This window comes from Halomonas sp. KM072, from assembly GCF_050710315.1.
Taxonomy (GTDB): domain Bacteria; phylum Pseudomonadota; class Gammaproteobacteria; order Pseudomonadales; family Halomonadaceae; genus Vreelandella; species Vreelandella hamiltonii.
Genome location: NZ_CP136132.1, coordinates 2,195,712 through 2,221,695 on the forward strand (window position 1 = coordinate 2,195,712; position 25,984 = coordinate 2,221,695).

At 60.1% G+C, this 25,984-nt stretch carries 22 protein-coding genes; 8 read left to right on the forward strand and 14 right to left on the reverse strand.

The features are described from left to right. Positions 1-11: 11 nt before the first annotated feature. Complete coding sequence (locus RVM26_RS10485) at positions 12-1,091, reverse strand: NAD(P)-dependent alcohol dehydrogenase (RefSeq protein WP_463004206.1); 1,080 nt, start codon at positions 1,089-1,091, stop codon at positions 12-14. A 204-nt stretch (positions 1,092-1,295) separates the two neighbouring features. On the opposite strand from RVM26_RS10485, the gene RVM26_RS10490 reads away from it, so the two are divergent. After that, a complete protein-coding gene (locus RVM26_RS10490; RefSeq protein ID WP_498938516.1) occupies positions 1,296-2,762 on the forward strand; it encodes a transporter permease in 1,467 nt (488 codons plus the stop codon). A 455-nt stretch (positions 2,763-3,217) separates the two neighbouring features. Here RVM26_RS10490 and RVM26_RS10495 read toward each other — a convergent pair whose 3' ends face one another. The 7 genes from RVM26_RS10495 to RVM26_RS10525 form a co-directional block, all read right to left on the reverse strand. Beyond that, positions 3,218-4,315: a DUF2955 domain-containing protein gene (locus RVM26_RS10495; protein WP_463004204.1), complete on the reverse strand. Its 1,098-nt coding sequence runs from the start codon at positions 4,313-4,315 to the stop codon at positions 3,218-3,220. 26 nt (positions 4,316-4,341) lie between these two features. After that, positions 4,342-5,415, reverse strand: coding sequence for an HlyD family secretion protein (locus RVM26_RS10500; protein ID WP_463004203.1), 1,074 nt, complete (start codon positions 5,413-5,415; stop codon positions 4,342-4,344). Positions 5,416-5,583: 168 nt separating this feature from the next. Beyond that, complete coding sequence (locus tag RVM26_RS10505) at positions 5,584-6,912, reverse strand: TRAP transporter large permease (protein WP_144981853.1); 1,329 nt, start codon at positions 6,910-6,912, stop codon at positions 5,584-5,586. After that, complete coding sequence (locus tag RVM26_RS10510) at positions 6,905-7,423, reverse strand: TRAP transporter small permease subunit (protein ID WP_463004202.1); 519 nt, start codon at positions 7,421-7,423, stop codon at positions 6,905-6,907. Before RVM26_RS10510 ends, RVM26_RS10505 begins: the two co-directional genes overlap by 8 nt. An 80-nt stretch (positions 7,424-7,503) precedes the next feature. Further along, positions 7,504-8,556 carry a TRAP transporter substrate-binding protein DctP gene (dctP, locus tag RVM26_RS10515; RefSeq protein WP_016914663.1) on the reverse strand — a complete coding sequence of 351 codons (1,053 nt, stop codon included), beginning with the start codon at positions 8,554-8,556 and terminating at the stop codon, positions 7,504-7,506. Between the two features lie 256 nt (positions 8,557-8,812). After that, positions 8,813-9,322 (reverse strand): porin family protein, encoded by a 510-nt coding sequence (locus RVM26_RS10520; protein ID WP_039176693.1) that lies wholly within the window; start codon positions 9,320-9,322, stop codon positions 8,813-8,815. 128 nt (positions 9,323-9,450) lie between these two features. Then, the gene (locus RVM26_RS10525) at positions 9,451-10,371 is read right to left on the reverse strand and encodes an EamA family transporter (RefSeq protein WP_287808586.1); all 921 of its coding nucleotides are present in this window, start codon (positions 10,369-10,371) and stop codon (positions 9,451-9,453) included. Positions 10,372-10,524: 153 nt separating this feature from the next. On the opposite strand from RVM26_RS10525, the gene RVM26_RS10530 reads away from it, so the two are divergent. After that, complete coding sequence (locus RVM26_RS10530) at positions 10,525-11,706, forward strand: acetate/propionate family kinase (protein ID WP_498938520.1); 1,182 nt, start codon at positions 10,525-10,527, stop codon at positions 11,704-11,706. Next, a complete protein-coding gene (gene pta / locus RVM26_RS10535) occupies positions 11,707-13,890 on the forward strand; it encodes a phosphate acetyltransferase (RefSeq protein WP_498938522.1) in 2,184 nt (727 codons plus the stop codon). A 116-nt stretch (positions 13,891-14,006) separates the two neighbouring features. Here pta and cyoE read toward each other — a convergent pair whose 3' ends face one another. The 6 genes from cyoE to RVM26_RS10565 all read right to left on the reverse strand — a co-directional run bounded on the left by cyoE (position 14,007) and on the right by RVM26_RS10565 (position 19,925). Next, complete coding sequence (gene cyoE / locus RVM26_RS10540) at positions 14,007-14,930, reverse strand: heme o synthase (RefSeq protein WP_026001798.1); 924 nt, start codon at positions 14,928-14,930, stop codon at positions 14,007-14,009. After that, complete coding sequence (gene cyoD, locus RVM26_RS10545) at positions 14,888-15,214, reverse strand: cytochrome o ubiquinol oxidase subunit IV (RefSeq protein WP_498938524.1); 327 nt, start codon at positions 15,212-15,214, stop codon at positions 14,888-14,890. Before cyoD ends, cyoE begins: the two co-directional genes overlap by 43 nt. A gap of 1 nt (position 15,215) precedes the next feature. After that, positions 15,216-15,827: a cytochrome o ubiquinol oxidase subunit III gene (gene cyoC, locus RVM26_RS10550; RefSeq protein ID WP_287808591.1), complete on the reverse strand. Its 612-nt coding sequence runs from the start codon at positions 15,825-15,827 to the stop codon at positions 15,216-15,218. Then, positions 15,827-17,851, reverse strand: coding sequence for a cytochrome ubiquinol oxidase subunit I (gene cyoB / locus RVM26_RS10555; RefSeq protein ID WP_498938526.1), 2,025 nt, complete (start codon positions 17,849-17,851; stop codon positions 15,827-15,829). The genes cyoC and cyoB overlap by 1 nt, the downstream gene beginning before the upstream one ends. 2 nt (positions 17,852-17,853) lie before the next feature. Beyond that, positions 17,854-18,915, reverse strand: coding sequence for a cytochrome ubiquinol oxidase subunit II (gene cyoA, locus RVM26_RS10560; protein ID WP_498938528.1), 1,062 nt, complete (start codon positions 18,913-18,915; stop codon positions 17,854-17,856). Positions 18,916-19,157: 242 nt separating this feature from the next. Further along, on the reverse strand, positions 19,158-19,925 hold the full coding sequence (locus RVM26_RS10565) for a DeoR family transcriptional regulator (RefSeq protein WP_498938530.1): 768 nt from the start codon (positions 19,923-19,925) through the stop codon (positions 19,158-19,160). Between the two features lie 278 nt (positions 19,926-20,203). On the opposite strand from RVM26_RS10565, the gene RVM26_RS10570 reads away from it, so the two are divergent. From RVM26_RS10570 to RVM26_RS10590, 5 genes are all read left to right on the forward strand, one after another. Then, entirely contained in the window at positions 20,204-21,049 is an 846-nt protein-coding gene (locus tag RVM26_RS10570; RefSeq protein ID WP_144981874.1) for an outer membrane protein OmpK, read from the forward strand. A gap of 34 nt (positions 21,050-21,083) precedes the next feature. Next, entirely contained in the window at positions 21,084-22,367 is a 1,284-nt protein-coding gene (locus RVM26_RS10575; RefSeq protein WP_039176713.1) for a NupC/NupG family nucleoside CNT transporter, read from the forward strand. Between the two features lie 82 nt (positions 22,368-22,449). Beyond that, a complete protein-coding gene (gene deoC, locus RVM26_RS10580) occupies positions 22,450-23,253 on the forward strand; it encodes a 2-deoxyribose-5-phosphate aldolase (RefSeq protein ID WP_498938533.1) in 804 nt (267 codons plus the stop codon). Then, on the forward strand, positions 23,254-24,606 hold the full coding sequence (gene deoA / locus RVM26_RS10585; protein ID WP_287808597.1) for a thymidine phosphorylase: 1,353 nt from the start codon (positions 23,254-23,256) through the stop codon (positions 24,604-24,606). After that, entirely contained in the window at positions 24,606-25,850 is a 1,245-nt protein-coding gene (locus RVM26_RS10590) for a phosphopentomutase (protein WP_498938536.1), read from the forward strand. The genes deoA and RVM26_RS10590 overlap by 1 nt, the downstream gene beginning before the upstream one ends. Positions 25,851-25,984 lie beyond the last annotated feature (134 nt).

The following is a 25,984-nucleotide window of genomic DNA, read 5'->3' on the forward strand; positions in this document are numbered from 1 at the left end:
AGCTTTGAACCTCAGGAGACCTCAAGCGCCACTTTCAATACGCCATCGCGCTGGTGGGAGAAGAGATCGTAGGCGTCAACGATATTCTCGAGCGCATAGCGGTGGGTGACCATGGGCCCAAGATCCAACCGACCGGCGGCAATGATGCTCATCAGCCTGCGCATCCGCTCTTTACCGCCGGGGCATAGCGAAGTGATGATCTTATGGTCGCCGAGGCCCGCACAGAAAGAGCCCAACGGAATCGTTAGGTCCTGGGAGTAAACGCCAAGGCTTGATAGTGTCCCGCCGGGTTTTAGTACGCGCAAAGCGGATTCGAACGTTTGCTGCAAGCCGAGTGCTTCAATAGCGGAATCTACCCCGCGACCGCCGGTGAGCTTGAGGATTTCTTCTACCACATCGACTTTACGAAAATCGATCGTGACATCCGCACCCATCTGCTTGGCCATGGTTAGGCGCTCATCAACACCGTCTACGGCAATGATCAACCCCGCCCCACGCAGCTTTGCACCTGCGGTTGCGCATAAGCCAATCGGACCTTGAGCAAACACGACCACGATGTCGCCAATTTTGATACCGGCAGCTTCTGCACCGGCAAAACCGGTGGACATAATATCCGGGCACATCAGCACCTGTTCGTCGGTTAGGCCATCCGGCACTGGCGATAGGTTAGCCTGGGCATCCGGCACCAGCAGGTACTCGGCCTGGGCACCATCGATGGTGTTACCAAAGCGCCAGCCGCCCATCGGTTTATACCCGTGGCCGTGGTGGCCGCCATCTTGTGAGCAGCAATCATCCTGGCAGGCGTAAGAAGTAAAGCTGGGGCAAATGGCGCCAGCAATTACCCGCTGGCCTTCCTGGTAGCCTTTTACGTTGGCCCCCAGTTTTTCGATCACGCCCACGGGTTCATGGCCAATGGTCAGGCCACGCTCCACCGGGTACTCACCTTTCAGGATATGGATATCGGTGCCGCAGATCGTGGTGGTGGTCACGCGCATCAGGGCATCGTTGGGGCCGATTTCAGGAATCGGTTTATCGTCAATTTCGATACGGCCGGGTTCAACGAAGATGGCCGCTTTCATCATGGTAGGCATGGGTCGCTTCCTCAGTGAGGGGAGTCATGGCACCTCACCATTAAGGCATAGTTGAAAGCGGAAATGATTGCGCTAGATCAAGCTTCGAATTGACGTGGGGCAAGTTGCCAAGCGCCCATCCGCTCTAGACTTAAGTAGCCACTCAAGCACTGCTTTATTGCCTGTGAGCGTACCGCAGCCACCTACTTACTATAGGGTTCCACGATGCCGACGCTACCTTTCAAGCCCTTGCCAACCGCTATTGCGGTGGCGATTACTCTACTGATATGGCTGGCTATTCCACTGCCGGAGGGTCTCACTTCGGACGCTTGGCTGATGCTGGCAATTTTCGTGGGGACGATTGCCGCGATTATTGGTAAGGCAATGCCCATAGGGGCCATCTCAATTATTGCCATTGCGATTGTGGCGGCGAGCGGGGTGACCAGCGACAACCCAGGTACCGCCATTAACGATGCGTTAAGCAGCTACTCCAACTCGCTGATCTGGTTAATTGCCATCTCGATTATGATCTCTCGGGGGCTGATCAAGACGGGGCTAGGAGCCCGCATCGGCTACTATTTTATCTCCATCTTCGGCAAGAAGACGCTGGGGATCGGCTACAGTTTGGCCTTTTCAGAACTCTCGATTGCCCCCGTCACCCCCAGCAATACTGCTCGCGGTGGTGGCATCATGCACCCCATTATGCGCTCTATTGCTAAAGGGTTTGATTCGCGCCCGGAAGACGGCACGTCGAGCAAAATCGGCAAATATTTGGCGCTGGTGAACTATCACAGCAACCCAATTACCTCAGCGATGTTTGTCACTGCCACTGCTCCCAACCCATTGACCGTGGAGCTGATCTCTATCGCCACCGGGGCGGAAATCCAGCTGAGCTGGATGACCTGGGCGCTCGCCATGCTACTGCCTGGTTTGGTCGCCATTCTGGCAATGCCCTATATTCTTTACCTGCTTTATCCACCGGACATTAAACAGACTCCCCATGCCACGCAGATGGCGCGGGACAAACTTGCCGAAATGGGCAAGATCAGCCGGGACGAAGGCATTATGCTGTTTGTCTTCTTGGTGCTACTGCTGCTGTGGGCGGATATCCCGGCGCTATTTTTGGGCGATTCGGTCACCCTCAACACCACCACGTCGGCGTTTATTGGGCTATCGATACTGCTGCTAACCGGCGTATTAACCTGGGACGATGTGCTGTCGGAAAAGAACGCCTGGGATACCCTACTCTGGTTCGGCGCCCTCATCATGATGGCAAGCCAGCTCAACCAGACCGGCTTGATCGCCTGGTTCTCTTCTAACATGCAGGAGTGGATCACCCTAATGGGTATCGGCTGGATGGGCGCATCGGCCTTGTTAGTGCTGACGTTCCTCTATACCCACTACTTCTTTGCCAGCACCACTGCACATATCACTGCCATGATGGCGGCCTTTCTTACCGTTGGGTTAACGCTCGGCGCACCGCCCATGCCGTTTGTGCTGATCATGGCCGCCACCTCTTCCATTATGATGACCTTAACTCACTACGCCACTGGCACGTCGCCCGTCATTTTTGGGTCGGGCTACCTAACGCTGGGCGAGTGGTGGAAAGCGGGCTTTATTATGAGCGTGGTCAATCTTGTGATCTGGGTAGTTGTCGGCGGTTTGTGGTGGAAATTACTGGGTCACTACTAAGGAAGGCTTTCAAAGCTATTGCCCAATGCTTCAGTACTGAAGGTGAGATACAGTAATTTCCGAGCTCATAAACACCAACAGGGGACCGAAGCCCCCTGTTGGTATCAGTATTCCATAACTAGCACTAGCGCTGTTTTTTCTGGCTCTCCTTGGCTTCGCCTTTGCCTTTTTGCAGTTCGCCTTTCGCCTGCTGGGCCTTACCTTTGGCTTATGTTTTATGACTACCCGTCGCCTTGCCCGCGGCTTCTTTCACTTTGCCTGCTGCTTTGTTGCCTGCGCCTTTAGCTTTATCATCTTTACCCGTTGTCATGACGAACACCTCTAATCCGTTAGTAGGGAAGCGGCCGCTGTGCTGAGGGTCTACCTGACCGTGCGACCTGTTTTCAGCGTAGGGGGTATTGCCAAAGTTGCCCATTTTCTTTTTTGCAAAGGCCTGGTGCCTGTTCAAGCAGCCTTCAAGCAAGCCGAGTGGCTGCAAAGCGGTTCAGCACCCGCTGCACGCACGCCATCACTACCAGCGTTGCCACCAGCGCCACGCTCATGGAAGAGAAGCGGTACAGCGCGCTGTACGCCAGGTCCTGCTGAGGCCCCAGCGACTGCCCGAACAGAATGCCCAGCGTGGTCAAGCCGCCAAACCCGATGCCAGAGCCGCCGCCTTCCAGAATGTGCTCGCGGGCGAACAGCATCAGCCCCAGCCAGTAGAGCAGTACCACCAGCAGGAAATGGTGGCTTTGGGTATAGAGGACGAGCTGCATGGCCAGCGCCAGGTTGCATCCCAGCAAGGTGCCCACGGCGCGCTTGGCCGCCGACACCCGAGCGCCCTGATACCCCAGCGTGAACAGAATCAGAATAGTGGCCATTTGCGCCGACAGCGACCCCTGCAGATCGAACACCTGGAACACCACGAACGAGAGCGTGGCCGTGATCCCGCCCAGCAGGGTTTCATGGCGCACCTGGACAAGCGGCTTGGCCCCCCTGGGCGGCGGCTGGCGGGGTTCGGTATCGGGGAACAGGGTATGCATCAACATGGCGATGAACACGGCCAGCACGCTGGCCATCAGGTTGCTGGCCAGCAAATCGCCCAGGTCTACGCTGGGGTAGCTGGCAAAGTGCAGCAGTATGCTCAGCGTCAGGACGCCGTTGGCACCGAACAGAAACAGCGGCCCTCTGGCCATCAAGGAGAAGCGCAGCAGAAACAGCCCCAGCACCACCAGCGTCATCACCATCGGCATGTGCTTCAACATCCCCACCACCACGCTGACCTCCAGCGCGTTGAGGCTGCCATTGGCCAGAAACTGACGGATGATGCCAGCATTCAATACAGGCACCATGCCCAGCAGGAACATCGGGAACACGGTGAAAAACACCCCGTAGTTCCAGCCCATCAACTGGCTGACCACGAACCCCAGCAGCCCGCCCCCCGCCACGCGCACGCACTGGCGCAGGCCGTTCTGGTCCAGGCGGCTCGCGGGCCGCGCCTTGGGCGGATGACGGAAACGCTGTTTGAATCGGTGAGTGAGCCGCCTGCTAAACCGAACCATAGACGTAGGCATGTCAGTAAACCGTGTTGGTAAACATGTCAGTAAACATAGTGCAGCCAGCTCACCAGGTGCGCCTGCAGCCAAGCGAAGGGCGCCGCCAGGGCATGCTGGCCCGGCCATAGCTGCACGGTGGCCCGTGCTCCGCTGGGGGGTAGTGAGGCCAGGGCAGTGGCCAAGGGATCGTCCAGCGCGATGTGCAGGCGCATGCGCTGGGCGTCTCTTACCCAGCGGTCGGAGGTAGGAATGCTGGTCAACTGACCGTCGGCTGCCAGCTGCCCTTCGCGCACGCCCGCCTCCAGGGCGGTAACGCGGCCCTTGGCAATGTGCCCTGGCAAGGCATCGAACACGACCTGGGCCTCGTCGCCCACGTTCACATGTCGCAGGCTCTTTTCACGAAAGTCCGCAACGATCTCTGCTCGGTCGGCCACCAGCGCAATCACCGGCTGCCCCGCTGGCACATAATCCCCCGGCTGAAGCTGCAGATTGGCCACCACGCCCGCCTCGCGGGCGCGTACCTGGGTTCTTTCCAGATCCAGCTCGGCGCGGGCCAGCGCATTGTTGGCCTGGCGCAGGCGCAGATTGGCCTCGCCCTCCTCCCCCAGCTGCACCTCCAGGCTATCGATTTGTGCGCGGGCGGAAGTCACGGCCGCCTGGGCGGTATGTTCGGCGGCCACCTGCTGGTCGTACTGCTGGCGGGAGATGCCCTGCCGCCCCAACAGCGCCTCGGCGCGGCGACGCTCACCACTACGCTCCTCCAGGGTGGCCTGGGCAGACACCAGCGATGCCCTGGCCGCCGCCAGCTCTGCCCGCAGCCGCGCATTCTCCTGCTCGGCCTGCTCGCGGTTCAGCAAGGCCTGCTGCCGGGCCAGCTCGAACGGCGCGGGCTCCAGCCGGAACAGCACCTCCCCTGCGGCTACCCGCTGGTGGTCGTTCACCAGTACCGCCTGCACGGGCGCGCCCAGCTCCGGGGCTATCTGGGTCACCGGCCGCATCACCCGCGCCTCTGGGGTCATCGGCATGAAGCTGTCAGCCACCAGAAAATAGACGAACAGCACCGCAAACGCCGCCAGCGCAATACGTACCCAGCGGCTGAAACGTTGATCAGGAGTCATTGGCGTACTCACTCACTGCCCTCGGGTAGCCCCGAGGAAAGCATCAGAAGGAATACTTTAGTCTAACAAATTTATTAGCAGGCTAACAATAAGAGTGTTAAGGCAAGATACTAATGGCCCATAACGACACTGCCGCCTTGCGGCGGCAGTCAATGGCAGGTGGCTTGGTCAGCGCCAGGAGGGTCCACCCATGACATCCGGCAACCATAGCGCCAACTGCGGGAAGGCCAACACCAGCGCCAACACGACCAATTGCGCCAGAATGAATGGCACGACCCCTATGTACATGTGCCTGAGGGTGACCTCCGGCGGCGTAATGGCTCTCAAGTAAAAGATGGCAGGCGCCAGCGGTGGCGTCAGGTAGCTGGTCTGCAACACGACCAGGAACGCAACGCAGAACCATATTTCATCGAACCCAAGCATCCGCACGATCGGCATGGCCACGGGAATGATGATGAGCACCACGGAAATCAGGTCGAGAACGAAACCGGCGATGAACGCGATAAGCAGAATCAGGCCCAAAATCATCCATGGGCTGAGGCCCGTGTCCATCAGCAAGGCTTGTACGGTCGCCATCCCCCCAGAAGCGAAGAACACGCCTGCGAACATGCTTCCCCCCAGAACGATCAGGAGAATCATGGCCGAGATATTGACCGTCTTGATTGCGGAGTTCCACAGCACTTCCAGCGTCAGGTTGCGATACGCCGCCGCCAGCACGATGGACCCCAACGCCCCGCACGCAGCGGCTTCCGTGGGCGTTGCCAGCCCCATCAGGATGGTGCCCAGCACGATGAAGATCAGCAGCATGGTCGGCACCAACGCCACCAGGGTGACCTTGATCTTTTCACCCCAAGCCACATCAGGCTCCTGCTCTTGCACCCTGGGAGCCATGTCAGGCTTCAGATAAGCCACCCCCACGATGTACACCAGGAACATCACCGCCATCAAGAAGCCGGGAATCAACAGGCCACTAAACAGCGACCCTACAGATACGCCTGCCACGGGGCCCAGCACGACTACGGTGATGGATGGCGGAATCGCCGTTCCCAAAGAGCCACTGGCACAAATGGTGCCCGATATGAGGCTTTTACTGTAGTGATGCTTGAGCATGACGGGAATGGCCAGCATGCCGATGACGGCTTCCGTGGCGCCGACTACACCGCTTGATGCGGCAAACAGGGTGCCCATGATGATGGCACCGACGCCCAACCCGCCGGGCAGCCGCCGGGTCCACATGTGAATGGCTTCGAACAGCCGCTCGGCGATTCCCGACCTTTCCAACATGGCGCCCATGAAGATGAACAGAGGCACCGCCGCCAGAATGGAGTTCGAGGCGGTATCTTCGATTTTGGTCAACAGCTGGTAGGCCGCCACATCACCAAACTGAACGATCCCGAACCCGGTGGCTACCAGGATCATGGAAAAGGCAATGGGAAAACCCGAGATAATCAGCGCCATCAGCGCCGGAAACATTAGCAGCGCAAGATAACTACTCATGGTTGCCGCCCTCCACGGGTGCCTTGCCACTGATCAAGCAGACGGATTTCAGAAACTCGGCAACCACTTGCAGGGCCAGGATGGCAAAGCCAATGAACCAGACGGTGAAGATTGGCCATACCACCGGGTTCCAGGCCGAACGGCCTGAGCGCTCGTTGCTTTCAAACGCACCCAGCGCGTATTTCGATAGCTCCCACACCAGCCACGCCAGCACGGGCAAGAACATGACGTAGCCAACCGCACGTATTGCCGCATTGACCTTGGGGCTCAGCTTCAGTGCCATGATATCGACACTGACGTGTTGGCCAATTCTCAGGGCATTGGCCATACCCAGCATGAACATGGCCCCCATGACCATGTAACTAACCTCGAATGCCCAGAGCGTGGGCCTGCCGGCCACATATCGGCTGAACACTTCCACGATCAGGGCACCGATAAGAGGAAACACCAGTAATGCGCCCAACCATCCCGACAGGCGGGTCAGCGCTTCGATTGCTTTAATCAGTTTCATGACCAACTCTCAGCGTATAGGCAGCCAAACGAAAAGGGAGGCCTGGTCAGGCCTCCTTGTTTCATGCATGTGCCAAGGGATCAGCGGCCCATCACACCAATTGGCAGGCGATACTGGGACCAGTTGTTCATGTCATTCTTGAAGTCGCGCTGGGATTCGAGAACGCGGGCAAACCATTCGTTTTCGGCGGCGTATTCATCTTCCCAAAGCTCTGTTTCGGCATAGATGGCATCGATGAACGATTGATCCAGCTCGATGATCTCGTTCGGCCCATCGACCAGTTCCTGGTAGGCATCCAGGTCAGCAAAAGAGCTGGCCAACCATGTTTCGAACACGGACATCTTGCCCGCCAGCCGCAGCATCTGTTGCTGCTGCTCGCTCAAGCTTTCCCAGGTATTGCTGTTTACCTGGCACTCCAGGAAGCCTCCCGACTGATGAACACCAGGAATGACCACGTACTGGGCAACTTCCTGGAAACCCGTCGGCCGGTTCATCTCCGGGCTACCCCACTCGGCAGCATCGATCACGCCACGCTCCAGAGAGCTGTAGATATCGCTACCGGCCATGACCACCGTGGAAGCACCCAGCCTGGAGGCGATCTCGGCCCAGGCGCCAGAGGTTCTCAGGCGTAGGCCCTGGAAATCCTCAAGGGTACGCACGGGCTTGTTCGAGTGAAGGAAAATTTCGGTTCCCAGGATGGCGCAGGGGAAGGCCACTACATCGAACACGTCTCTGCGGTACTCTTCGTAAAGCTCTACCCCGCCCCCTTCATACATCCACAGCATGAACTCTTCCGGCGTCAGGCCACTGGAGTGTCCGGCCAACAGCGCCGTCGTGGGGTCAGTGCCGTAGTCATAGTTGATGTAGTTATGGCTAATTTGAGCCACGCCGGACTTGACCGTATTGGTGACGCGCAAGGCGCTTCCCAGGGTACCGCCAGGATACACTTCGATGGCGATCTCGCCGTTGGAAAGCTCACTGACGCGATCTGCAAACATCTGGGCGTCGCGTTCGAGCCAAGGGCCACCACTCCATGGGGTCGCCATTCGCCAGTTCATCTCGGCCGCTCCGGCCGTCATCACCAACCCTGCGTTAAGGCCTACGACCAAAGCCAATTTACTGATTTTATTCATGATGTTTCCTCTGCAATGGAGCATTATAGGTTGTTCGCTGGCCATTTTCGTTGTTGTCTTTTTTTGACCTTACCATCTACGCAGGTGCAGCATTTGGCCGAAACTCTGAAAAACTGTGCCCATACTCAGCAAAGTGGCTATCCACCAACAAAAAGCCCCGCCGTCTGCCTGTACCGGCAGATCAGCGGGGCGGGGTTCCCTTGATACGAGTTTGTCAGGTCGTTACCTGTACATGATGATGTCAGCAGCAGTCGCGTCAGAAACGATAGCGTAGGCCGATGCTGGCGGCATCGAAGTCATACGCGGATTTGTCCAGGTAGCGCATGTAGTCGGCGCCCAGTGCCAGGTTGTCGGCAATGTCCACTTCCGCGCCAGCGCCATAGGAGAAGCCGCTTTCACGGTCACGGTCGAAATCGACCTCGGTGACACCGGCCAGGCCGTAGAGGCGTACATCCGGCGAGACGGGCAGGATACCCTTGGCGTAGACACCGGCCAGATAATCGAGCTCTACGTTGCCATCAGAGCCGCCTGTGCCCAGGTGGCCTTCCAGGGCGAAAAACTCGTTGAACTGAGCACCACCGCGCAGGCGCAGGCCTACATCGTCGCGGGATGAGCCGCGGTCGGGGTCCAGGCTCCAGAACATGGCATCGCCACCCACGTATCCTTGTGGGTATTGGAAAGATTGCTGGGCCTGAGCTGATGCCGCAAAAGTACCGGCGCCTACCAGCAGTGCCGCAGAGGCAAGGGAAAGAACGGACGTTTTCATGGAGTTCACCTCAGTTAAGAAACAGTGTTTCCTTACGCTGAGCAAGTGTGGCTCAACCCCCGAGAGAACGCAAATGCCGTCCCACGCTTTGCATATAATTTCCTTTTTTCGGCGTCCGGTGGCGTAGGCTAGCGGCCTTTCGACAGGCTGAGCATCACGATGCCCCCCACCACCACCGCACCGCCCAGCAGCTGGCTGGGGCTGAGCATTTGTCCCAGCACCAGATAGCCGATCAGCAGCGAAGCCACCGGCTCGAAGTTCATCACGGGGGCGTTGCGCGCCATGTCCAGGCGGGGCACAAAGATGAACAGCACCGAAAACGCGCTGCCGTAAAGCAGTGCCAGCATGATGAGCCCTGCCCAGCCGCTACTGTTGTCGGGCAGGCTCATGCCGCCAGGCACTGCCCCCAGTAGCCCGCCAAGAATCATGGCCACGAATACGGTCTGCATGGTGAGCAGGCTACGCAGGGTACTGCCTACGCCTGCCAGGCGGTGCTCAGTGATCCACAGCGCACAGGCGAACGCAAACGCCGCCAGCAGCCCAAAGCCAATGCCTGCCAGCCACTCGGGACCCATGGCATCGGCGTCGGCCAACCAGCTGGGAATATCCAGCACCACCAGCAGGCCAATCAGTATGGTGCCCATGATCAGGCAGCTGCGTAGCGAAGGCCTGGGGCCACCCAGCGCCCAGCTAAGCAGCGCCAGTTGAATGGGAAAGGTGTTGACCAGCAGCAGGGCAATGACCACCGGCAGGCGAGCCACGGCGGAATAGAGGCTGACGCTTTGCAGGGTGATCAACAGCCCCACCACCAGCTGCCAGCGCCAGGCACCGGGCGGCAGCCAGAAGCGCTTTTTCTGCAGCACGAACAGGCTCAGCAGGATGACGCAGGCCACCCCGGAACGCATCAATACCGCCAGCAGCAGCCCCGTACCGTTATCGAAGGCCAGCCGCGCCGACACGTGGTTGGCGGCGAACATGGTGGCCACACACATCATCAGCAGAATGGCGAGATGACGGGGCAAAAGCGTGGGGCTTGAAATCGACGACATAGGAACAAAACGGCTCACGTTAGGTTATATAAGGAACAGGATGACGACATTTTACATAGAAGGCTAACTAAATTCTTCGCTGATTTTCTCAGTCTCTGCATGTTAAACTAAAGTCTACCCCCCTTTCCTCCTGACTACTTTACAAAGGTTGTTATGAACGCACCGGTGCTGGTTATCAACTGTGGCTCTTCTTCCATTAAATACGCTTTGATTGATTCAGACCCTCAGGCACCGCGTCTAGCCGGTTTGGCAGAACGCCTGGGCAGCAGCGACGCTCGCCTGAAAGGCAAGAACAGCGCCGGTGAGAGCTTCACCCAGCCGCTGCCCGGCGCCGACCACGCCGAAGCGCTAAACGCCATTCTGGAGCGCCTGGAAGGCCGCGTTCCCGGTGCCGTGGGCCACCGTATCGTGCATGGAGGAGAGCACTTCACCCAGGCGGCGCTGATCGACGACAGCGTGATTGCCGCCATCGAAACCACCGCAGCCCTGGCCCCGTTGCACAACCCTGCCAATCTGGCGGGTATTGCCGCCACGCGCAAGGTGTTTCCCGAGCTGCCCCAGGTGGCCGTCTTCGACACCGCCTTCCATCAGACACTGCCACCCCGCGCTTACCGCTACGCGCTGCCGGAAGCGCTGTATACCGAACATGGCATTCGCCGCTACGGCTTTCACGGCACCAGCCATGCGTTCGTCAGCCAGCGCGCCGGGGAACTGAGCAGCCGTGGTGCAGGCGGCTGGCTGACCGCCCACCTGGGCAACGGCTGCTCTACCGCGGCGGTGTGGAACCACCAGAGCCTGGATACCAGCATGGGCCTTACGCCGCTGGAAGGCCTGGTAATGGGCACCCGCAGCGGCGACGTGGACCCCGGCCTGCATGCCCACCTGCATCGCCAACTGGGCTGGTCGGTGGAAGAGATCGATAACGTCCTGAACAAGCAAAGCGGCCTACTGGGCCTTTCCGGCCTGACCAACGACATGCGTGAAGTGGAAGACCAGGCCGTGGCTGGCCACCCCGGTGCCAAGCTGGCGCTGGACGTGTTCTGCTACCGCATCGCCAAGTCGCTGGCGGCGCTGTCCTGTGCATTACCCAGGTTAGACGGCGTGATCTTCACTGGCGGTATTGGCGAAAACTCGCCTATCGTACGTCGTGAAGTGCTGGCGCTGCTGCCCCACTTCGGTTTCAGCATGGACGAAGCCGCCAACGAAGCGACCATTCGCGGCAAAGAAGGCAAATTGGACACCGCGAACCATAACGGCCCTGAAGTGTGGGTGATCCCCACCGATGAAGAGGGCCGCATTGCCATGGAAACCCGCTACTGCGTGGAGATCCCTTGAATGAACAGCTCTTCCGAGCAACCCCAAGCCATTCTGCTTGTCCCCACCAGCATGGGGGCAGGCTTGACCTCAGCCTGTCTGGGCCTGATTCAGGCGCTGGACACCATTGGCCTGAAAGCCGGCTTTCTGAAGCCGTTCATGCAGAACGAGCTGAACGGCCCGGGCCTTGACCGCTCGACGGCGCTGGTCTCGCGGACGCTGAACCAGCGCCCGCCCTCGCCTATTTCCCAGGCACGCCTGGAGCGGCTGCTGCGCGACGACCAGACCGACGAGCTGATGGAAAACGTCGTCGAGCTGTACGAGCAGGTCACCCAGCAGGCGTACCGCGACGGTAGCGCTCTGGACCTGGTGGTGGTGGAAGGCGTCGTGCCGACCCAGCACACCACCTACGCGACCCAGACCAACGCGCAGTTGGCGCATGCCCTGAACGCCCGCATCATCCTGGTGGGCACCGGCGACTTGAACGAGCCCCAGCACCTGGCGGAAGAGCTGGACATGCACGCCCGCAGCTTTGGCGGCGTCAGCTCCAGCCGCACCCTGGGCGGCATTCTGATGCGCATGAAGAACCTGCCCTATGGGCAGGAGGACGACCTTTCTGCCGCCCCCGGCACCATCAAGCCGCAGCTGGAAGAGCCGGTACTCAACGAGCTGCGCCGCTACTCCCCGGCGCTGGCCACCGACAGCTTCCACCTGATTGGTGTGGTGCCCTACAGCAAGACCCTGAGCGCCCCGCGCACACTGGACGTAGCACGAGCACTGAACGCCAAGGTGCTCAACGAAGGCGACGCCGCACAGCGCCGCGTGCTGTCGACCAGCCTGTGTGCCCGCCGCGCCGCCAACGCGCTGCATATTTTCACGCCCGGCAGCTTGGTGGTGGCCTCCGGCGACCGTGACGACGTGGTGCTGGCCTCGGCACTGGCCACCATGAACGGCACTCAGCTGGCGGGCGTGCTGCTCACCAACGGGTTCCTTCCCAACGACGGCATGATCGAGATGTGTCGCCCGGCGCTGAAGACCGGCCTGCCGGTGCTGACGGTGGAAACCGACAGCCTGACCACGGCCCAGAACCTCAGCCAGCTCAGCAGCGAAATTCCCATGGACGACTTCGAGCGCGCCGAGCAGGTGGCACGCTACGTGGCGGCACACATGGACCTGGAGTGGCTGAAAGCCAAACTGAGCCGTGGCTACCCCCGCCGCCTGTCGCCGTCGGCGTTCCGCCATCAGTTGGTGAAGCTGGCCCAGCAGGCCAAAAAGCGCATCGTGCTGCCGGAAGGCGACGAGCCGCGCACCATCGAAGCCGCCATCATCTGCCAGCGCCGTGGCATTGCCGACTGCGTCCTGCTGGGCAAGCGGGAAGATATCGAAAGCGTGGCCCATCACCGTGGCCTGACGCTGCCGGATACGCTGACCATCATCGACCCGGAAAGCACCCGCGCCAGCTACATCGACCCCATGGTCGAACGCCGCCGAGGCAAGCTCAACGAGCTGACCGCCGAAGCGCAGCTTCAGGACAACGTGGTGCTGGGCACCATGATGCTGCAGCTGGATGAGGTGGACGGCCTGGTGTCGGGCGCAGTACATACCACAGCCAACACGGTTCGCCCGGCGTTTCAGCTGATCAAGACGGCCCCGGAGTACAATCAGGTGTCGTCGATCTTCTTTATGCTGCTGCCCGAGCAAGTGGTAGTGTACGGCGACTGCGCGGTGAACCCGGACCCGGACGCCGAAACCCTGGCAGAAATCGCCCTGCAGAGCGCGCGCTCTGCCGAGGCGTTCGGTATCGAGCCCCGGGTGGCGATGATCAGCTACTCCACCGGCGACTCCGGCACCGGCGCCGACGTGGATAAAGTCCGCGAAGCGACCCGCATCGCCAAGGAGCGCGCACCGCACCTGGCCATCGACGGCCCGCTGCAGTACGACGCCGCCGCCATCGAGAGCGTGGGCAAGCAGAAAGCCCCCGACTCCCCCGTGGCGGGCAAGGCCACCGTGTTCGTGTTCCCCGACCTCAATACCGGCAACACGACCTACAAGGCCGTTCAGCGTAGCGCCCGAGTGGTCAGCGTGGGCCCGATGCTGCAAGGTTTGAACAAGCCGGTGAACGACCTGTCGCGCGGCGCTCTGGTGGATGACATCGTCTACACCATCGCTCTCACCGCAATCCAGGCCAGCCAGCGAAAAGGCTAGGCACTCGCCGAGCCCTGTATACGTATCCGCTGAAAGCCACACTAAAAAGAACGCCCCGAACAGTTCACTGTTCGGGGCGTTTCAGGTTTTGCGTCAGGTTCAATCGTTGGGAGGTATTACACCCACATGGGCACCATGGCTTCCAGCACCATCACCAAACTCATCGCGGTGATCGTCAGAATGGAGACCCCAAACACTTTCCTGGCCCAGCGAACATCGTCATCTAACCGATAGCCGCGTAGTGCCAGGTAGAGCCAATAGCCGCCCATGACCAGCGCCACACACAGATACCCCATCCCCGCCTGACTGGCCAGGACCAGCGCCAGCGAGGCGGGAATAAACGCCACGATGTAACCCAGAATATGATGCTTGGCCATTTTGATCCCGTGCACCACCGGCAGTACCGGGATTGATGCCCGCTGATAATCCGCATAGCGGAAAATCGCAATGGCATAGGAGTGCGGCATCTGCCACAGGCAGAAAATCACCAGTAGCATCAGCGCACCACTATCGAACTGCCCCGTGACGGCACAGTAGCCCACCACCGGGGGCATGGCCCCGGAAAGGCTGCCCACCAGCGTGCCGTACTCGGAGTGGCGCTTCATGTAGAGGCTGTAGACCCCGACATACACGCCCCAGCCAATCACCGCCAGCGCCACCGTCAAGCCATTGGTGCCCAGTGCCAGGCACACGACCCCAGCCACGCCCAGCAGCGCCGAAATACCCAGTGCCTGGGTAATCGAGATGCGCCCCTTGGCCAGCGGGCGATGGCGCGTACGCGCCATCAGTGCATCGATATCCCGGTCGATGACGTTGTTGCAGGCACAACCCGAGGCAATGACCAGCGCAATGCCCAGCATCACCGAGGCAAACGTGACGACATCGAAGGTGCCGTGGGCGGCCAGAAAATAGCCCCCCAGCGTGGCGATCAAGTTACCGCCAATGATGCCCGGCTTGGTGAGCGCCAGCAGGTCTCGCCAGCGGCTCGGTGCCACGTTCAGCCGATCATCATGTTGAGATGCAGATGCTGCATGATCCATAAAGAGCCCCCTACCACCAGGACGAGTATCGTCAGTGTGAAAACGAAGGACATTAGATTCCACCCCTCGTCGGCTTTGGTATTCATATGCATAAACATGACCAGCTGGACCAGAATCTGCAGCACGGCTGTTACAGCGATGACCACCACCGTCGCGGCGGTGCTTAGCGCACCGCTCATGACAACCGCAAACGGAATCACGGTTAGCACTAAAGATAGCAGAAGCCCCGTCACATACGATTTAACGCTGCCGTGGGAAGACGTTGAAGATGATGAATGACTCATGTCACAGCACTCCCATCAGATAAACGAACGAGAAGACGCAGATCCACACGATGTCCAGGAAGTGCCAGAACAGGCTCAGGCACAGAATCCGCGGACGTGTCATCGGGGTGATGCCCTTGGTGGAAAGCTGCACCAGCATCACCAGAATCCATACCAGCCCCACCGTGACGTGCAAGCCATGGGTGCCCACCAGGGTAAAGAACGACGACAGAAACGCGCTCTGGTCTGGCCCATACCCTTGATGAATCAGGTGATGAAACTCATACACTTCCATGCCGACGAAGGCAGCCCCCAGGGCAAAGGTGACCGCCAGCCACGCCTTGACCTGCCCCACCCGCTCGGCATTCATGGCCAAAACGCCCATGCCAAAAGTGAAACTGCTGAACAACAGCAGAAAGGTTTCGACCAGCACGAACGGCAGCTCGAAAATATCTGCCGCCGTTGGCCCGGCGGCCGTGCCTTTCATCAGCACGGCGTAGGTGGCAAACAGTGACCCGAAGATCACCAGGTCGCTCATCAGGTAGACCCAGAAGCCAAAGACCTTGGTGCCCGCGGCATCGTGATGTTCGTGGGGCTCTGCGATGGCCCCGTGATGCAAGGTATCCGTGGCCATTACGCTCGCGCCTCCACATAGTTGGTTTGTTCACTATCGACAGCGCTGCTGGGTGCCGAAGTTTTGCGGCGCTGATGTTCACGCTCGATACGCTCCACTTCGGCAGCGGGCACGTAGTAGTCGATGTCATCGTTGAACACACGGGCGAGGAAACTCACCACCACGCCCAGCGCACCGATGCCCGCCAGCCACCAGATGTGCCACACCAGCGCAAAACCCAGCACCAGTGCGAAGAGGCTGATCACCGGACCGGCCACGGTATTACGGGGCATGTGGATATCGGTGTAGGGCGCGTCTTCGAGCTGTTCGTTACTGCGCTGTTTTTGCGACCAGAAGCTGTCGATGTCGCCGACTTCCGGCAGGCGCGCGAAGTTGTAGAACGGTGCAGGCGACGAGGTGGACCACTCCAGCGTGCGGCCATCCCAGGGGTCGCCGGTCAGATCTGCATTCAGCTTGCGGTCACGGATACTGACCCAGAACTGAATGATGGTGCAGGCAATCCCCATCATGATGATCACGGCACCTACCCAGGCCAGAATCATCCAGGGTTGCCACTCAGGATTGGCGTAGGACTGCATGCGACGCACGGCACCGAAGAAGCTCAGCACGTAAAGCGGCATGAACGCGACGTAGAAACCGATGAACCAGCACCAGAACGAGCGCTTTCCCCACTTCTCGCTCAGCGTGAAGCCGAACGCTTTCGGGAACCAGTAGGTCAGGCCCGCCATCATACCGAACACCACGCCGCCGATGATGACGTTGTGGAAGTGAGCAATCACGAACAGACTGTTGTGCAGGACGAAGTTGGCTGCTGGCAGCGCCAGCATCACGCCGGTCATGCCGCCCAGGGTAAAGGTGATGATGAACCCCAGGGTCCATAGCACCGGCGAGGTCAGCTCCAGGCTGCCACGGAAGATGGTGAACAGCCAGTTGAACACTTTCACCCCGGTGGGGATGGCGATGACCATGGTCATGATGCCGAAGAAGGCGTTGACGTTGGCCCCGGCGCCCATGGTGAAGAAGTGGTGCAACCAGACGATGAACGACAGCAGCGTGATGGCCACGGTGGCCCACACCATGGTCTTGTAACCGAACAGGCGCTTACGGGCGAAGGTCGCGATGACTTCCGAGAACACGCCAAAGGCAGGCAGGATCAGAATGTACACTTCCGGGTGGCCCCAGGCCCAGATGAGGTTGACGTACATCATCATGTTGCCGCCAAAATCATTGGTGAAGAAGTGCATACCGAAGTAGCGGTCAAGGGTTAACAGCGCGATGGTCGCGGTCAGAATCGGGAAAGAGGCAATGATGAGGACGTTGGCGCACAGCGACGTCCAGGTGAAGATCGGCATGCGGAACAGCGTCATGCCTTTGGTGCGCATTTTCAGGATCGTGACGAAGAAGTTGATACCGGTGAGCGTCGTGCCTATCCCGGATATCTGCAAGGCCCATATCCAGTAATCGACCCCCACCCCAGGGCTGAACTCTATCCCCGATAAAGGCGCATACGCGAGCCAGCCGGTCTTGGCGAACTCCCCCACCACCAGTGAGATGTTCACCAGCACCGCAGAGACCGCAAACAGCCAGAAGCTCAAGTTGTTGAGAAACGGAAAAGCCACGTCGCGGGCGCCGATCTGGAGTGGCACCACCAGGTTCATCAGGCCGATGACCATGGGCATCGCAACGAAGAAGATCATGATCACACCGTGGGCGGTAAAGATCTGATCGTAATGTTCAGGAGGGAGATAACCTGCGGCACCCCCGGCCGCCATGGCCAGTTGGGTACGCATCATGATGGCATCGGCAAAGCCACGCAGCAGCATGACCAAGGCCACCACAAAATACATGATACCGAGCTTCTTGTGGTCGACGGAGGTAAACCACTCGTTCCACAGCCAGCCCCACTTGCGGTAATAGGTGAGCGCGCCAAGCAGCGCCGCACCGCCAATCGCCATGAACGCCGCCACGACCATGATGATCGGTTCGTGATACGGAATGGCGTCGAGCGTCAATTTTCCAAACATGTTCAACCCCCGGCTTCTACGCTGTCAGGATGGCCGCCCATGGCGTGCTCATCGCTAGCGTGCTGATTGGTAACGTGGCCATAGGCAGCGTGATGGGAGGCCACCTGGGCACTCTCGAGTTCACCGCTTTCGCCATGGCTGTCGTGGGCTTCACCTACGGCGTCGCTATGTGCCGCATGGTCACTGTGGCCACCATGGCCGCCGTGGCCTTCGCCACCCCCGTGGAAGCTGGTCAGAATCGTTTCGTACAGGGCGGGTGCCACTGCCGAGTAGTGTTCGACCGGGTGGTATTCACTGGGGGCCGCCAGGGCGTTGTAGCCCTCGGGGTAGGTCAGGGTCTGACCTGCTTCACGCACGTTGGCCACCCAGGCATCGAAGTCGGCTGGCGAGGTCACGTGGGCGTCGAAGGTCATGCCGGAGAAACCGGCTCCGCTGTAGTTGGTGGAGCGGCCTGGGTAGACGCCCTCTTCATCGGCGATCAGGTGCACGTCGTTGTCCATGCCCGCCATGGCGTAGATCTGGCTACCCAGACGTGGAATGAAGAAGGCGTTCATCACCGAGCCAGAGCTCACCCGGAAGCGCACCGGCGTATCCACTGGGAACGCCAACTCGTTGACACTGGCAATCCCCTGCTCGGGGTAGATGAACAGCCATTTCCAGTCCAGCGCCACCGCCTGTATTTCCATGGGCGCTACGCTGCTTTCGATGGGTTTATGGGGGTCAAGGGAGTGCGAGGTTTTCCAGGTAAGAAAGGCGAGAACGGCGATGATCACGCAAGGCACGCTCCACACCGCTGCCTCGATGGCATTGGAGTGGGCCCAGTCAGGCAGGTACTTGGCAACGCTGTTGCTGCGCCGGTAACGCCAGCCAAACAGCAGCGTCATGACGATCACCGGGATCACCACAATCAGCATCAGCCCAAAGGAGGTCAGAATCAGCGAGCGCTGCTCGACGCCAATCTGCCCCTTTGGGTCCAGCAATGCAGAACTGCAGCCCGCCAACAGCAGGCACAGCACAACGAGCACAAGAATGCCTCGTCTGCGCCAAAGGGTAGGTAATTGCATGGGTGTAGTCTCGTGAGAGAGTGGCTGATACAGCCTGCTGCTGGCTGGCTAACTATTACCCCATACATTTCCCAAAACCGTCGAGGGTTGACGTGCTCCGGGAAAGGTATGCGCTACCGGGAGGGGTAGGTAGCGAGTCTTAACCACACGTTGCGTGTATAAATTAAGACTAAAGTATTTTCTATTGATCTCCGTCAATCAGAAAGAGGCGCTTTGCCGCACCCCAGGTGCAGCCAAATGTGTTAAGCAACGCTGATGCTGAGGGAGCTGGCGGGATGGTTTTCCAGCAGGCCAGGGGCGCGTTCGTCGTCGGTGATCACCACGTCGAAATCGGCCAGCGAGGCAAAATAGGCGGGGCGCACGATGCCGAACTTGCTGGCATCGACCACCAGCAACCGCTGCATGGCGGTAGCAATCGCCGCTTGCTTGGGGGCCACTTCATGGAAGTGAAAACAGCTCACTCCACGTTCGCAGTCTACTCCTGCCGCTGAAATCAGCGCCTTGTTGATGCCCAGACGTTCGATGGCGTCCCGCATGCCGTCGCTGCCGAAGGATTGCGACGAGGCGTGAAACAGCCCCCCCAGCAGCACCAGCCGCACGTTGGGCAACGCGGCGACCGTGTTGGCCACGTTCAGCGCGTAGGTCACCACGGTCAGCTCGCGGAAGTGGCTGAGCTGGCTCAGCAAGGGAATCAGCGTGGAGCCACAGTCGATGAACAGCGTGTCGCCTTCGTCGATGAAACTGGCGGCACGCTGGCACAGGCGATGTTTGACATGGTAGTGGCTGGCCTGCTGCTCGGTGAGGTCGTAGACCGGCGTCACGCCGGGGTAGCTGGCCATCACCAGCCGCCCCCCCAGCAGGCGCAAGGGAGATGGCTGTGTGGCGAGGTCTCGGCGAATGGTCATTTCCGACACTCCGCACAGCTCGGCGGCATCGCGAAGATGCAGGGTTCCCCCGCTGACCAGCGCCTCTTGTAGCATCGCCAAGCGCTGTGCGCTCCGGTCATTCATGGCAGGCATCTCCTTCTGATTCATTTTTTATTGCCGTTAGGCTCTACTGGGCTATCTATGCTGAGCTAGGCCCTCACTTATTTCTACTGCAATGCACCACTCCCCCGCACATGGTGTGCATATCACATTTAATCAGCGTTGATGTGACAATACTTGCAAATCAACGTTAAAAAAATAACACTCAATGTTATAATTTTAACATCAACGCCAGCCCGCACGACCCACAACGTCGGTATGCCACCTCTCGTGGCACCGTAACAACCTTTGTTGAGGCTTTCATGACCGCTTTATCCCCCTCTCACGTTTCTTCGCTCGTCACGCTTGGCGCTGGCGTTTTCCTGGCTGGTGCGCTGGCCGCAGCCCCGGCCGTTGCCAATGACGCAGCGAGTGGCCCAATGACCCCGCACTGGTCGTTTGCCAACGTTTCCCTGAACTACCTGGACTGGTCCAACGGCACCGAAGCGCGCACGGCGAGCAATGCCGCCAAGAGCGACTTCACGTTCGTTGAAATCGAAGGCGGCGTCGGCTTTAGCTGGGGCGAGTTCTACGGCTTCTTCGATTTCGAGAACCCGACCAACGACCAGTTCGACGAAGCCAGTGGCGGCAAGGACAACTTCCGTACCGCAGGCAAAGTGACCTCGCACATTTACCTGGGTGACAGCCCGCTGTCGCTTTACGCCCACGTTTATGACTTCCGCGACTACGGCTTCAATGGCCGCGAGCAGGACCAGATTCTCGGCCTGGGCTACCGCACGACGTTCGCCAACGGCCTGTGGTTCAAGCCCTTCATCGGTGCTGCCAGGGTTCAAAGTGATGGCTATACGGGCATGAACGGCTACATGGCTGGCTGGGTCGCGGGCTATGACTTCACCGCGCTGGACCAGAACTTCAGTGTGACCAACTGGCACGAGCAGACCTTCGGTCGCGACAGCGACTACCTTTCCCAGAACTACGTCAACGGTACCGCAGGGAGCGTGGGGACCAACGGCGCATTGAGCCTTTGGTGGCACCCGTCTGACTTGATCACTACCGGCGTGCAGTATCGCTACTCAGAGAACAAGCTGGGTACACCCGACGCCTATCAGAACGCGATGATTTACTCAGTCAAGCTAAACTTGCTGTAATCGCTCCCACTTCTCACGCTCCGAAGGTACTCCCATGACCCTCATCATGAGCCTGGTTGGCATGGTCACTCTGGTGGCCATTGCGCTTGTTTTCTCCTATGACCGCAAGGCGATTCGCCTGCGTACCGTGCTGGGTGCCTTCGCAATCCAGGCGGGTATCGGTGCGTTCGTGCTCTACGTACCGTTTGGCCAGGCCGTTCTGCAGGCCATTTCGGCAGGCGTCAGCCAGGTGCTGGTCTACGCCAATGACGGTATCGGCTTTTTGTTTGGCGGGCTGGCTGACGTGGACAATGTCGGCTTCGTCTTCGCCATCAAAGTCCTGCCGGTCATCATCTTTTTCTCCTCGCTGATTGCCGTGCTCTACTATGTCGGCATCATGCAGTGGGTCATCCGGATTCTGGGTGGCGCATTGCAGAAAGCACTGGGCACCTCGCGCACCGAGTCGCTTTCGGCCACGGCCAACATCTTCGTGGGCCAGACCGAGGCACCGCTGGTGGTACGTCCGTTCATTGCCCGCATGACCCCTTCGCAGCTGTTTGCGGTGATGTGTGGTGGCCTGGCTTCCGTGGCCGGTTCGGTGCTAGCGGGCTACGCAGCGCTGGGCATTCCCATGGAGTATCTGGTGGCGGCCTCGTTCATGGCGGCGCCTGGCGGCCTGCTGTTCGCCAAGCTGATCATGCCGGAAACCCAGAACGTGGAAGATAGCGACAGCGTTTCCAAGGTCGATGAAGAGCTGAAAGAGCAGGACGACAAGCCCGCCAACGTGCTGGATGCAGCGGCTTCTGGCGCGACTTCCGGCCTGATGCTGGCAGCCAACGTGGGTGCCATGCTGCTGGCCTTCATCGGCTTGATCGCGCTGGTCAACGGTATTCTGGGCGGCGTGGGCGGCTGGTTCGGTTTCGAGGCATTGAGCCTGGAGCTGATTCTGGGTTGGCTGTTTGCCCCGCTGGCCTTCCTGCTGGGCGTGCCCTGGGAAGAAGCCACCCTGGCGGGCTCGTTCATCGGCCAGAAGCTGGTGGTCAACGAGTTCGTGGCCTTTATCAACCTGGCTCCCTACATTGAAGGGGAACAGGTGGTGGCTGCCACGGGTCAATTGATGACGCCTCACACCATGGCCATTCTGTCATTTGCCTTGTGTGGTTTTGCCAACCTGTCGTCGATTGCCATTCTGCTCGGTGGCCTGGGCAGCATTGCCCCGACCCGCCGCAAGGAGATTGCCCGGTTTGGTGTGAAAGCCGTGCTGGCAGGCACGCTCTCCAACCTGATGTCTGCCTCGATTGCCGGTTTCTTCCTGGCGTTGAGCAGCCTCACCGCCTGACGCAGCGAGTACGCGATAACGCAACGGGCGCTGCTTTAGTACGCAGTGCCCGTTTTGTCTTTTACCGATTGATGAGAACTTCATGACTGCCACCGCTTCCCCCCAGCTTATCCAGGCCGCCCGTCACGCCCTGACGTTAATGGACCTCACCAGCCTGAACGACAGCGACACCGACAGCGTGATCGAAGCGCTGTGCCAGCAGGTCAAGACCCCCTACGGCCACCCGGCAGCGGTCTGCGTTTACCCCTCGTTCATCGTCACGGCAGCCCGCGCACTGGGCGCCCACAAGCTGGATGATCAGGTCAAGATCGCCACGGTCACCAACTTCCCCCATGGGGGCGATGACATCATGGGCGCGGCCCGTGAAACCCGCGAAGCCGTGGCATCGGGCGCTCATGAAGTCGACGTGGTGTTTCCCTACCGCGCCTTGATGGCAGGCGATGAAGAGACCGGCCGCGAGCTGGTAGAAATGTGTAAAGCCGCCTGCGGCGGACAAGCCCAGCTAAAAGTCATCATTGAATCTGGCGAACTCAAAGAGCCTGCACTTATCCAACGCGCTAGCGAGCTGGCCATTGAAGGTGGCGCGGACTTTATCAAAACTTCCACCGGTAAAGTACCGGTCAACGCTACCCTGGAAGCCGCCGAGATCATGCTAAAAGCCATCAAAGCCAGCGGTAAAAATGTCGGTTTCAAAGCCGCTGGTGGCGTACGCAGCGCCGAAGAAGCGGCTGAGTACCTGGCGCTGGCAGCCGACATCATGGGGCCGCAGTGGGTCACCCCGGCACACTTCCGGTTTGGTGCCTCCAGCCTGCTGGGCAACTTGTTGAACACACTCGACGGTGGCGCTGACGCGGCGCTGCTCTCCACCACCAACGGAGGCTACTAAATGTCGTCAAACGCATCTCACCACGCCCTGCTTCCCCAAGAACTGATTCGCCTGAAGCGCGACGGCCAGCCGCTGCCCGCTGAAGAGATCAAGGCGTTCGTGCAAGGCATCGCCGATGACCGTATCAGCGATGCGCAGATCGGCGCCTTCACCATGTCGGTCTTTTTGAATGGCATGAGCCGAGAAGAAGTCGTGGCGCTGACCACCGCCACGCGGGACTCTGGCCACGTCATGCAGTGGGATTCGCTCAACCTGCCCGGCCCGATTGTAGACAAACACTCCACTGGCGGCGTGGGTGACCTGGTATCGCTGGTGCTCGGCCCCTGGGTCGCCGCCTGCGGCGCGTTCGTGCCGATGATTTCTGGCCGCGGCCTGGGCCACACCGGCGGCACGCTGGACAAGCTGGAATCAATCCCCGGTTACGACCCCTACCCCGCGCCCGAGCGCTTCAGCGATGTCGTAAAATCCACCGGTGTGGCGATTATCGGCCAAACCGGCAACCTCGCCCCGGCGGATAAACGTATCTACGGCGTGCGTGATGTCACCGCCACCGTGGAATCCATTCCGCTGATTACCGCTTCCATCCTGGGTAAAAAGCTGGCCTCTGGCCTGGACGCCCTGGTAATGGACGTCAAAGTGGGCAGCGGCGCGTTCATGCCCACCCCGGAAAAGTCCCGCGAACTGGCCAAAAGCATCGCCAACGTGGCCACCCAGGCAGGCACACCCACCACCGCCCTGCTCACCGACATGAGCCAGCCACTGGCTCCATGTGCCGGTAACGCGGTAGAAATCGTCGAAACCCTGGCGCTGCTGCGCGGCGAGCGAGCCAACAGCCGCGTGATGCAGGTCACCCGCGAACTCGCCGTTGAGATGCTGATGGCGGGCAAACTGGTGGCCAACCGCGAAGAAGCCCTCGCCAAGCTGGACAAAGCGCTGACCTCTGGCGCAGCAGCCGAAGTGTTTGCCCGTATGGTGCGCGAACTGGGCGGCCCCGCCGACTTTATGGAGCGTTCGGACAGCTACCTGGCCACCGCCCCAGTCGTTCAAGCGGTCTACCCCGTGCAGAGCGGTATCGTCCAGCGCTTCGATACCCGCGCCGTGGGCATGAGCGTGGTGGAGCTGGGCGGTGGCCGTCTGCGTAACGACGCCAGCGTCGACCACAGCGTCGGGTTTAGCGATATCGCCGAAATCGGCGACCGTGTCGACAGCCAGCGCCCGCTGGCCATCGTCCACGCCCGCACCGAAGAGGCCGCGGCCCGTGCCGCTGCTCAGCTCCGTGCGGCGGTCACCATTGGCGATGCCGACGCCACCGCCGACACCCTGTTGCAAGAGACCTTCCGAGGAGAAGCCTGATGCGCCGCGCCATCGTCCTGGTACTCGACTCTTTCGGGATCGGTAGTGCCCCCGATGCCGCCTCCTTTGGCGACCAGGGGTCAGATACTTTGGGCCACATCGCCGCCGCCTGCGCCCGCGGCGAAGCCGACACCGCCGAGCGTTCCGGCCCATTGTCGCTGCCCAACATGGCCGCGCTAGGCCTGTTCCACGCCCATCGCGACGCCACTGGTAGCGTGGCGGAAGGCGTCAGCCTGCCCGAGCAGTTGAACGGCGCTTACGCCCACGCCAAAGAGATCTCCAGCGGCAAGGACACCCCTTCCGGCCACTGGGAAATTGCCGGTGTGCCAGTGCGTTTCGACTGGGGCTACTTCCTCGATAAAACCGACAGTTTCCCGCTCGAACTGCTGGACGCCATCATTCGGGAAGCCGAGCTGACCGGCGTGATCGGCAACTGCCACGCCTCAGGCACCGAGATCATCGCTCGCCTGGGCGAAGAGCATATCGCCACCGGCAAACCGATCGTGTACACCTCGGCCGACTCCGTGTTCCAGATTGCCGCCCATGAAGAGCACTTTGGCCTAGAGCGTCTCTATGCCCTGTGCGAAACCGTGCGCGAGCTGCTGGAGCCCTACAACATTGGCCGCGTCATCGCCCGACCGTTTATCGGCGAGGACCGTGAAAGCTTTGCCCGCACCGGCAATCGCCGCGACTACAGCGTTGAGCCGCCCAGCCCCACCGTGCTGCAAAAGCTTGCCGACGCCGGTGGTGAAGTGGTGTCGATTGGCAAGATCGCCGACATCTACGCCCACTGCGGCATTACCCACAAGGTCAAAGCCAGCGGCCACGATGCCCTGATGGATGCCACCCTGGCGGAAGTCGCGCGCACCGCCAACGAGACCAGCGACCGCCCGACCATGATCATGACCAACTTCGTGGATTTCGATTCGGTCTACGGCCATCGCCGGGACGTACCGGGCTACGCCGCCGCGCTGGAGCACTTCGATGCCCGCCTGCCGGAGCTGCTCGCCGCCCTCAATGACGACGACCTGCTGCTGCTCACCGCCGACCACGGCTGCGACCCCAGTTGGGAAGGCACCGAGCACACCCGCGAATACGTGCCGATCATGGTACGCGGCGCAGGTTTCGCCCCCGGCCCGCTGGGCGAGCGCGGCACCTTCGCCGACATTGGCCAAACCCTGGCCGACTTCTTCACGCTCGAGGCGATGGCCGACGGCGACAGCTTTTTGACCAAAGCGGCGTAAAGGCCAGTCAACCATTATTAGCACGCATGTTTACGTGTACCGCCAGAATCAGCCCGTAGCGGGGGTCTTTCGCCATGGATGGCGAAAGTAGCGCCCAGGGAAGGGTTTACAGCGCCCCCGCCTAGGGTTGTTCT

Bases quoted from the DNA above. Each gene is read 5' to 3' on its own strand.
- RVM26_RS10485 (WP_463004206.1), bottom strand. From the start codon at position 1,091: ATGCCTACCATGATGAAAGCGGCCATCTTCGTTGAACCCGGCCGTATC.
- RVM26_RS10490 (WP_498938516.1), top strand. From the start codon at position 1,296: ATGCCGACGCTACCTTTCAAGCCCTTGCCAACCGCTATTGCGGTGGCG.
- RVM26_RS10495 (WP_463004204.1), bottom strand. From the start codon at position 4,315: ATGCCTACGTCTATGGTTCGGTTTAGCAGGCGGCTCACTCACCGATTC.
- RVM26_RS10500 (WP_463004203.1), bottom strand. From the start codon at position 5,415: ATGACTCCTGATCAACGTTTCAGCCGCTGGGTACGTATTGCGCTGGCG.
- RVM26_RS10505 (WP_144981853.1), bottom strand. From the start codon at position 6,912: ATGAGTAGTTATCTTGCGCTGCTAATGTTTCCGGCGCTGATGGCGCTG.
- RVM26_RS10510 (WP_463004202.1), bottom strand. From the start codon at position 7,423: ATGAAACTGATTAAAGCAATCGAAGCGCTGACCCGCCTGTCGGGATGG.
- dctP (WP_016914663.1), bottom strand. From the start codon at position 8,556: ATGAATAAAATCAGTAAATTGGCTTTGGTCGTAGGCCTTAACGCAGGG.
- RVM26_RS10520 (WP_039176693.1), bottom strand. From the start codon at position 9,322: ATGAAAACGTCCGTTCTTTCCCTTGCCTCTGCGGCACTGCTGGTAGGC.
- RVM26_RS10525 (WP_287808586.1), bottom strand. From the start codon at position 10,371: ATGTCGTCGATTTCAAGCCCCACGCTTTTGCCCCGTCATCTCGCCATT.
- RVM26_RS10530 (WP_498938520.1), top strand. From the start codon at position 10,525: ATGAACGCACCGGTGCTGGTTATCAACTGTGGCTCTTCTTCCATTAAA.
- pta (WP_498938522.1), top strand. From the start codon at position 11,707: ATGAACAGCTCTTCCGAGCAACCCCAAGCCATTCTGCTTGTCCCCACC.
- cyoE (WP_026001798.1), bottom strand. From the start codon at position 14,930: ATGGATCATGCAGCATCTGCATCTCAACATGATGATCGGCTGAACGTG.
- cyoD (WP_498938524.1), bottom strand. From the start codon at position 15,214: ATGAGTCATTCATCATCTTCAACGTCTTCCCACGGCAGCGTTAAATCG.
- cyoC (WP_287808591.1), bottom strand. From the start codon at position 15,827: ATGGCCACGGATACCTTGCATCACGGGGCCATCGCAGAGCCCCACGAA.
- cyoB (WP_498938526.1), bottom strand. From the start codon at position 17,851: ATGTTTGGAAAATTGACGCTCGACGCCATTCCGTATCACGAACCGATC.
- cyoA (WP_498938528.1), bottom strand. From the start codon at position 18,915: ATGCAATTACCTACCCTTTGGCGCAGACGAGGCATTCTTGTGCTCGTT.
- RVM26_RS10565 (WP_498938530.1), bottom strand. From the start codon at position 19,925: ATGAATGACCGGAGCGCACAGCGCTTGGCGATGCTACAAGAGGCGCTG.
- RVM26_RS10570 (WP_144981874.1), top strand. From the start codon at position 20,204: ATGACCGCTTTATCCCCCTCTCACGTTTCTTCGCTCGTCACGCTTGGC.
- RVM26_RS10575 (WP_039176713.1), top strand. From the start codon at position 21,084: ATGACCCTCATCATGAGCCTGGTTGGCATGGTCACTCTGGTGGCCATT.
- deoC (WP_498938533.1), top strand. From the start codon at position 22,450: ATGACTGCCACCGCTTCCCCCCAGCTTATCCAGGCCGCCCGTCACGCC.
- deoA (WP_287808597.1), top strand. From the start codon at position 23,254: ATGTCGTCAAACGCATCTCACCACGCCCTGCTTCCCCAAGAACTGATT.
- RVM26_RS10590 (WP_498938536.1), top strand. From the start codon at position 24,606: ATGCGCCGCGCCATCGTCCTGGTACTCGACTCTTTCGGGATCGGTAGT.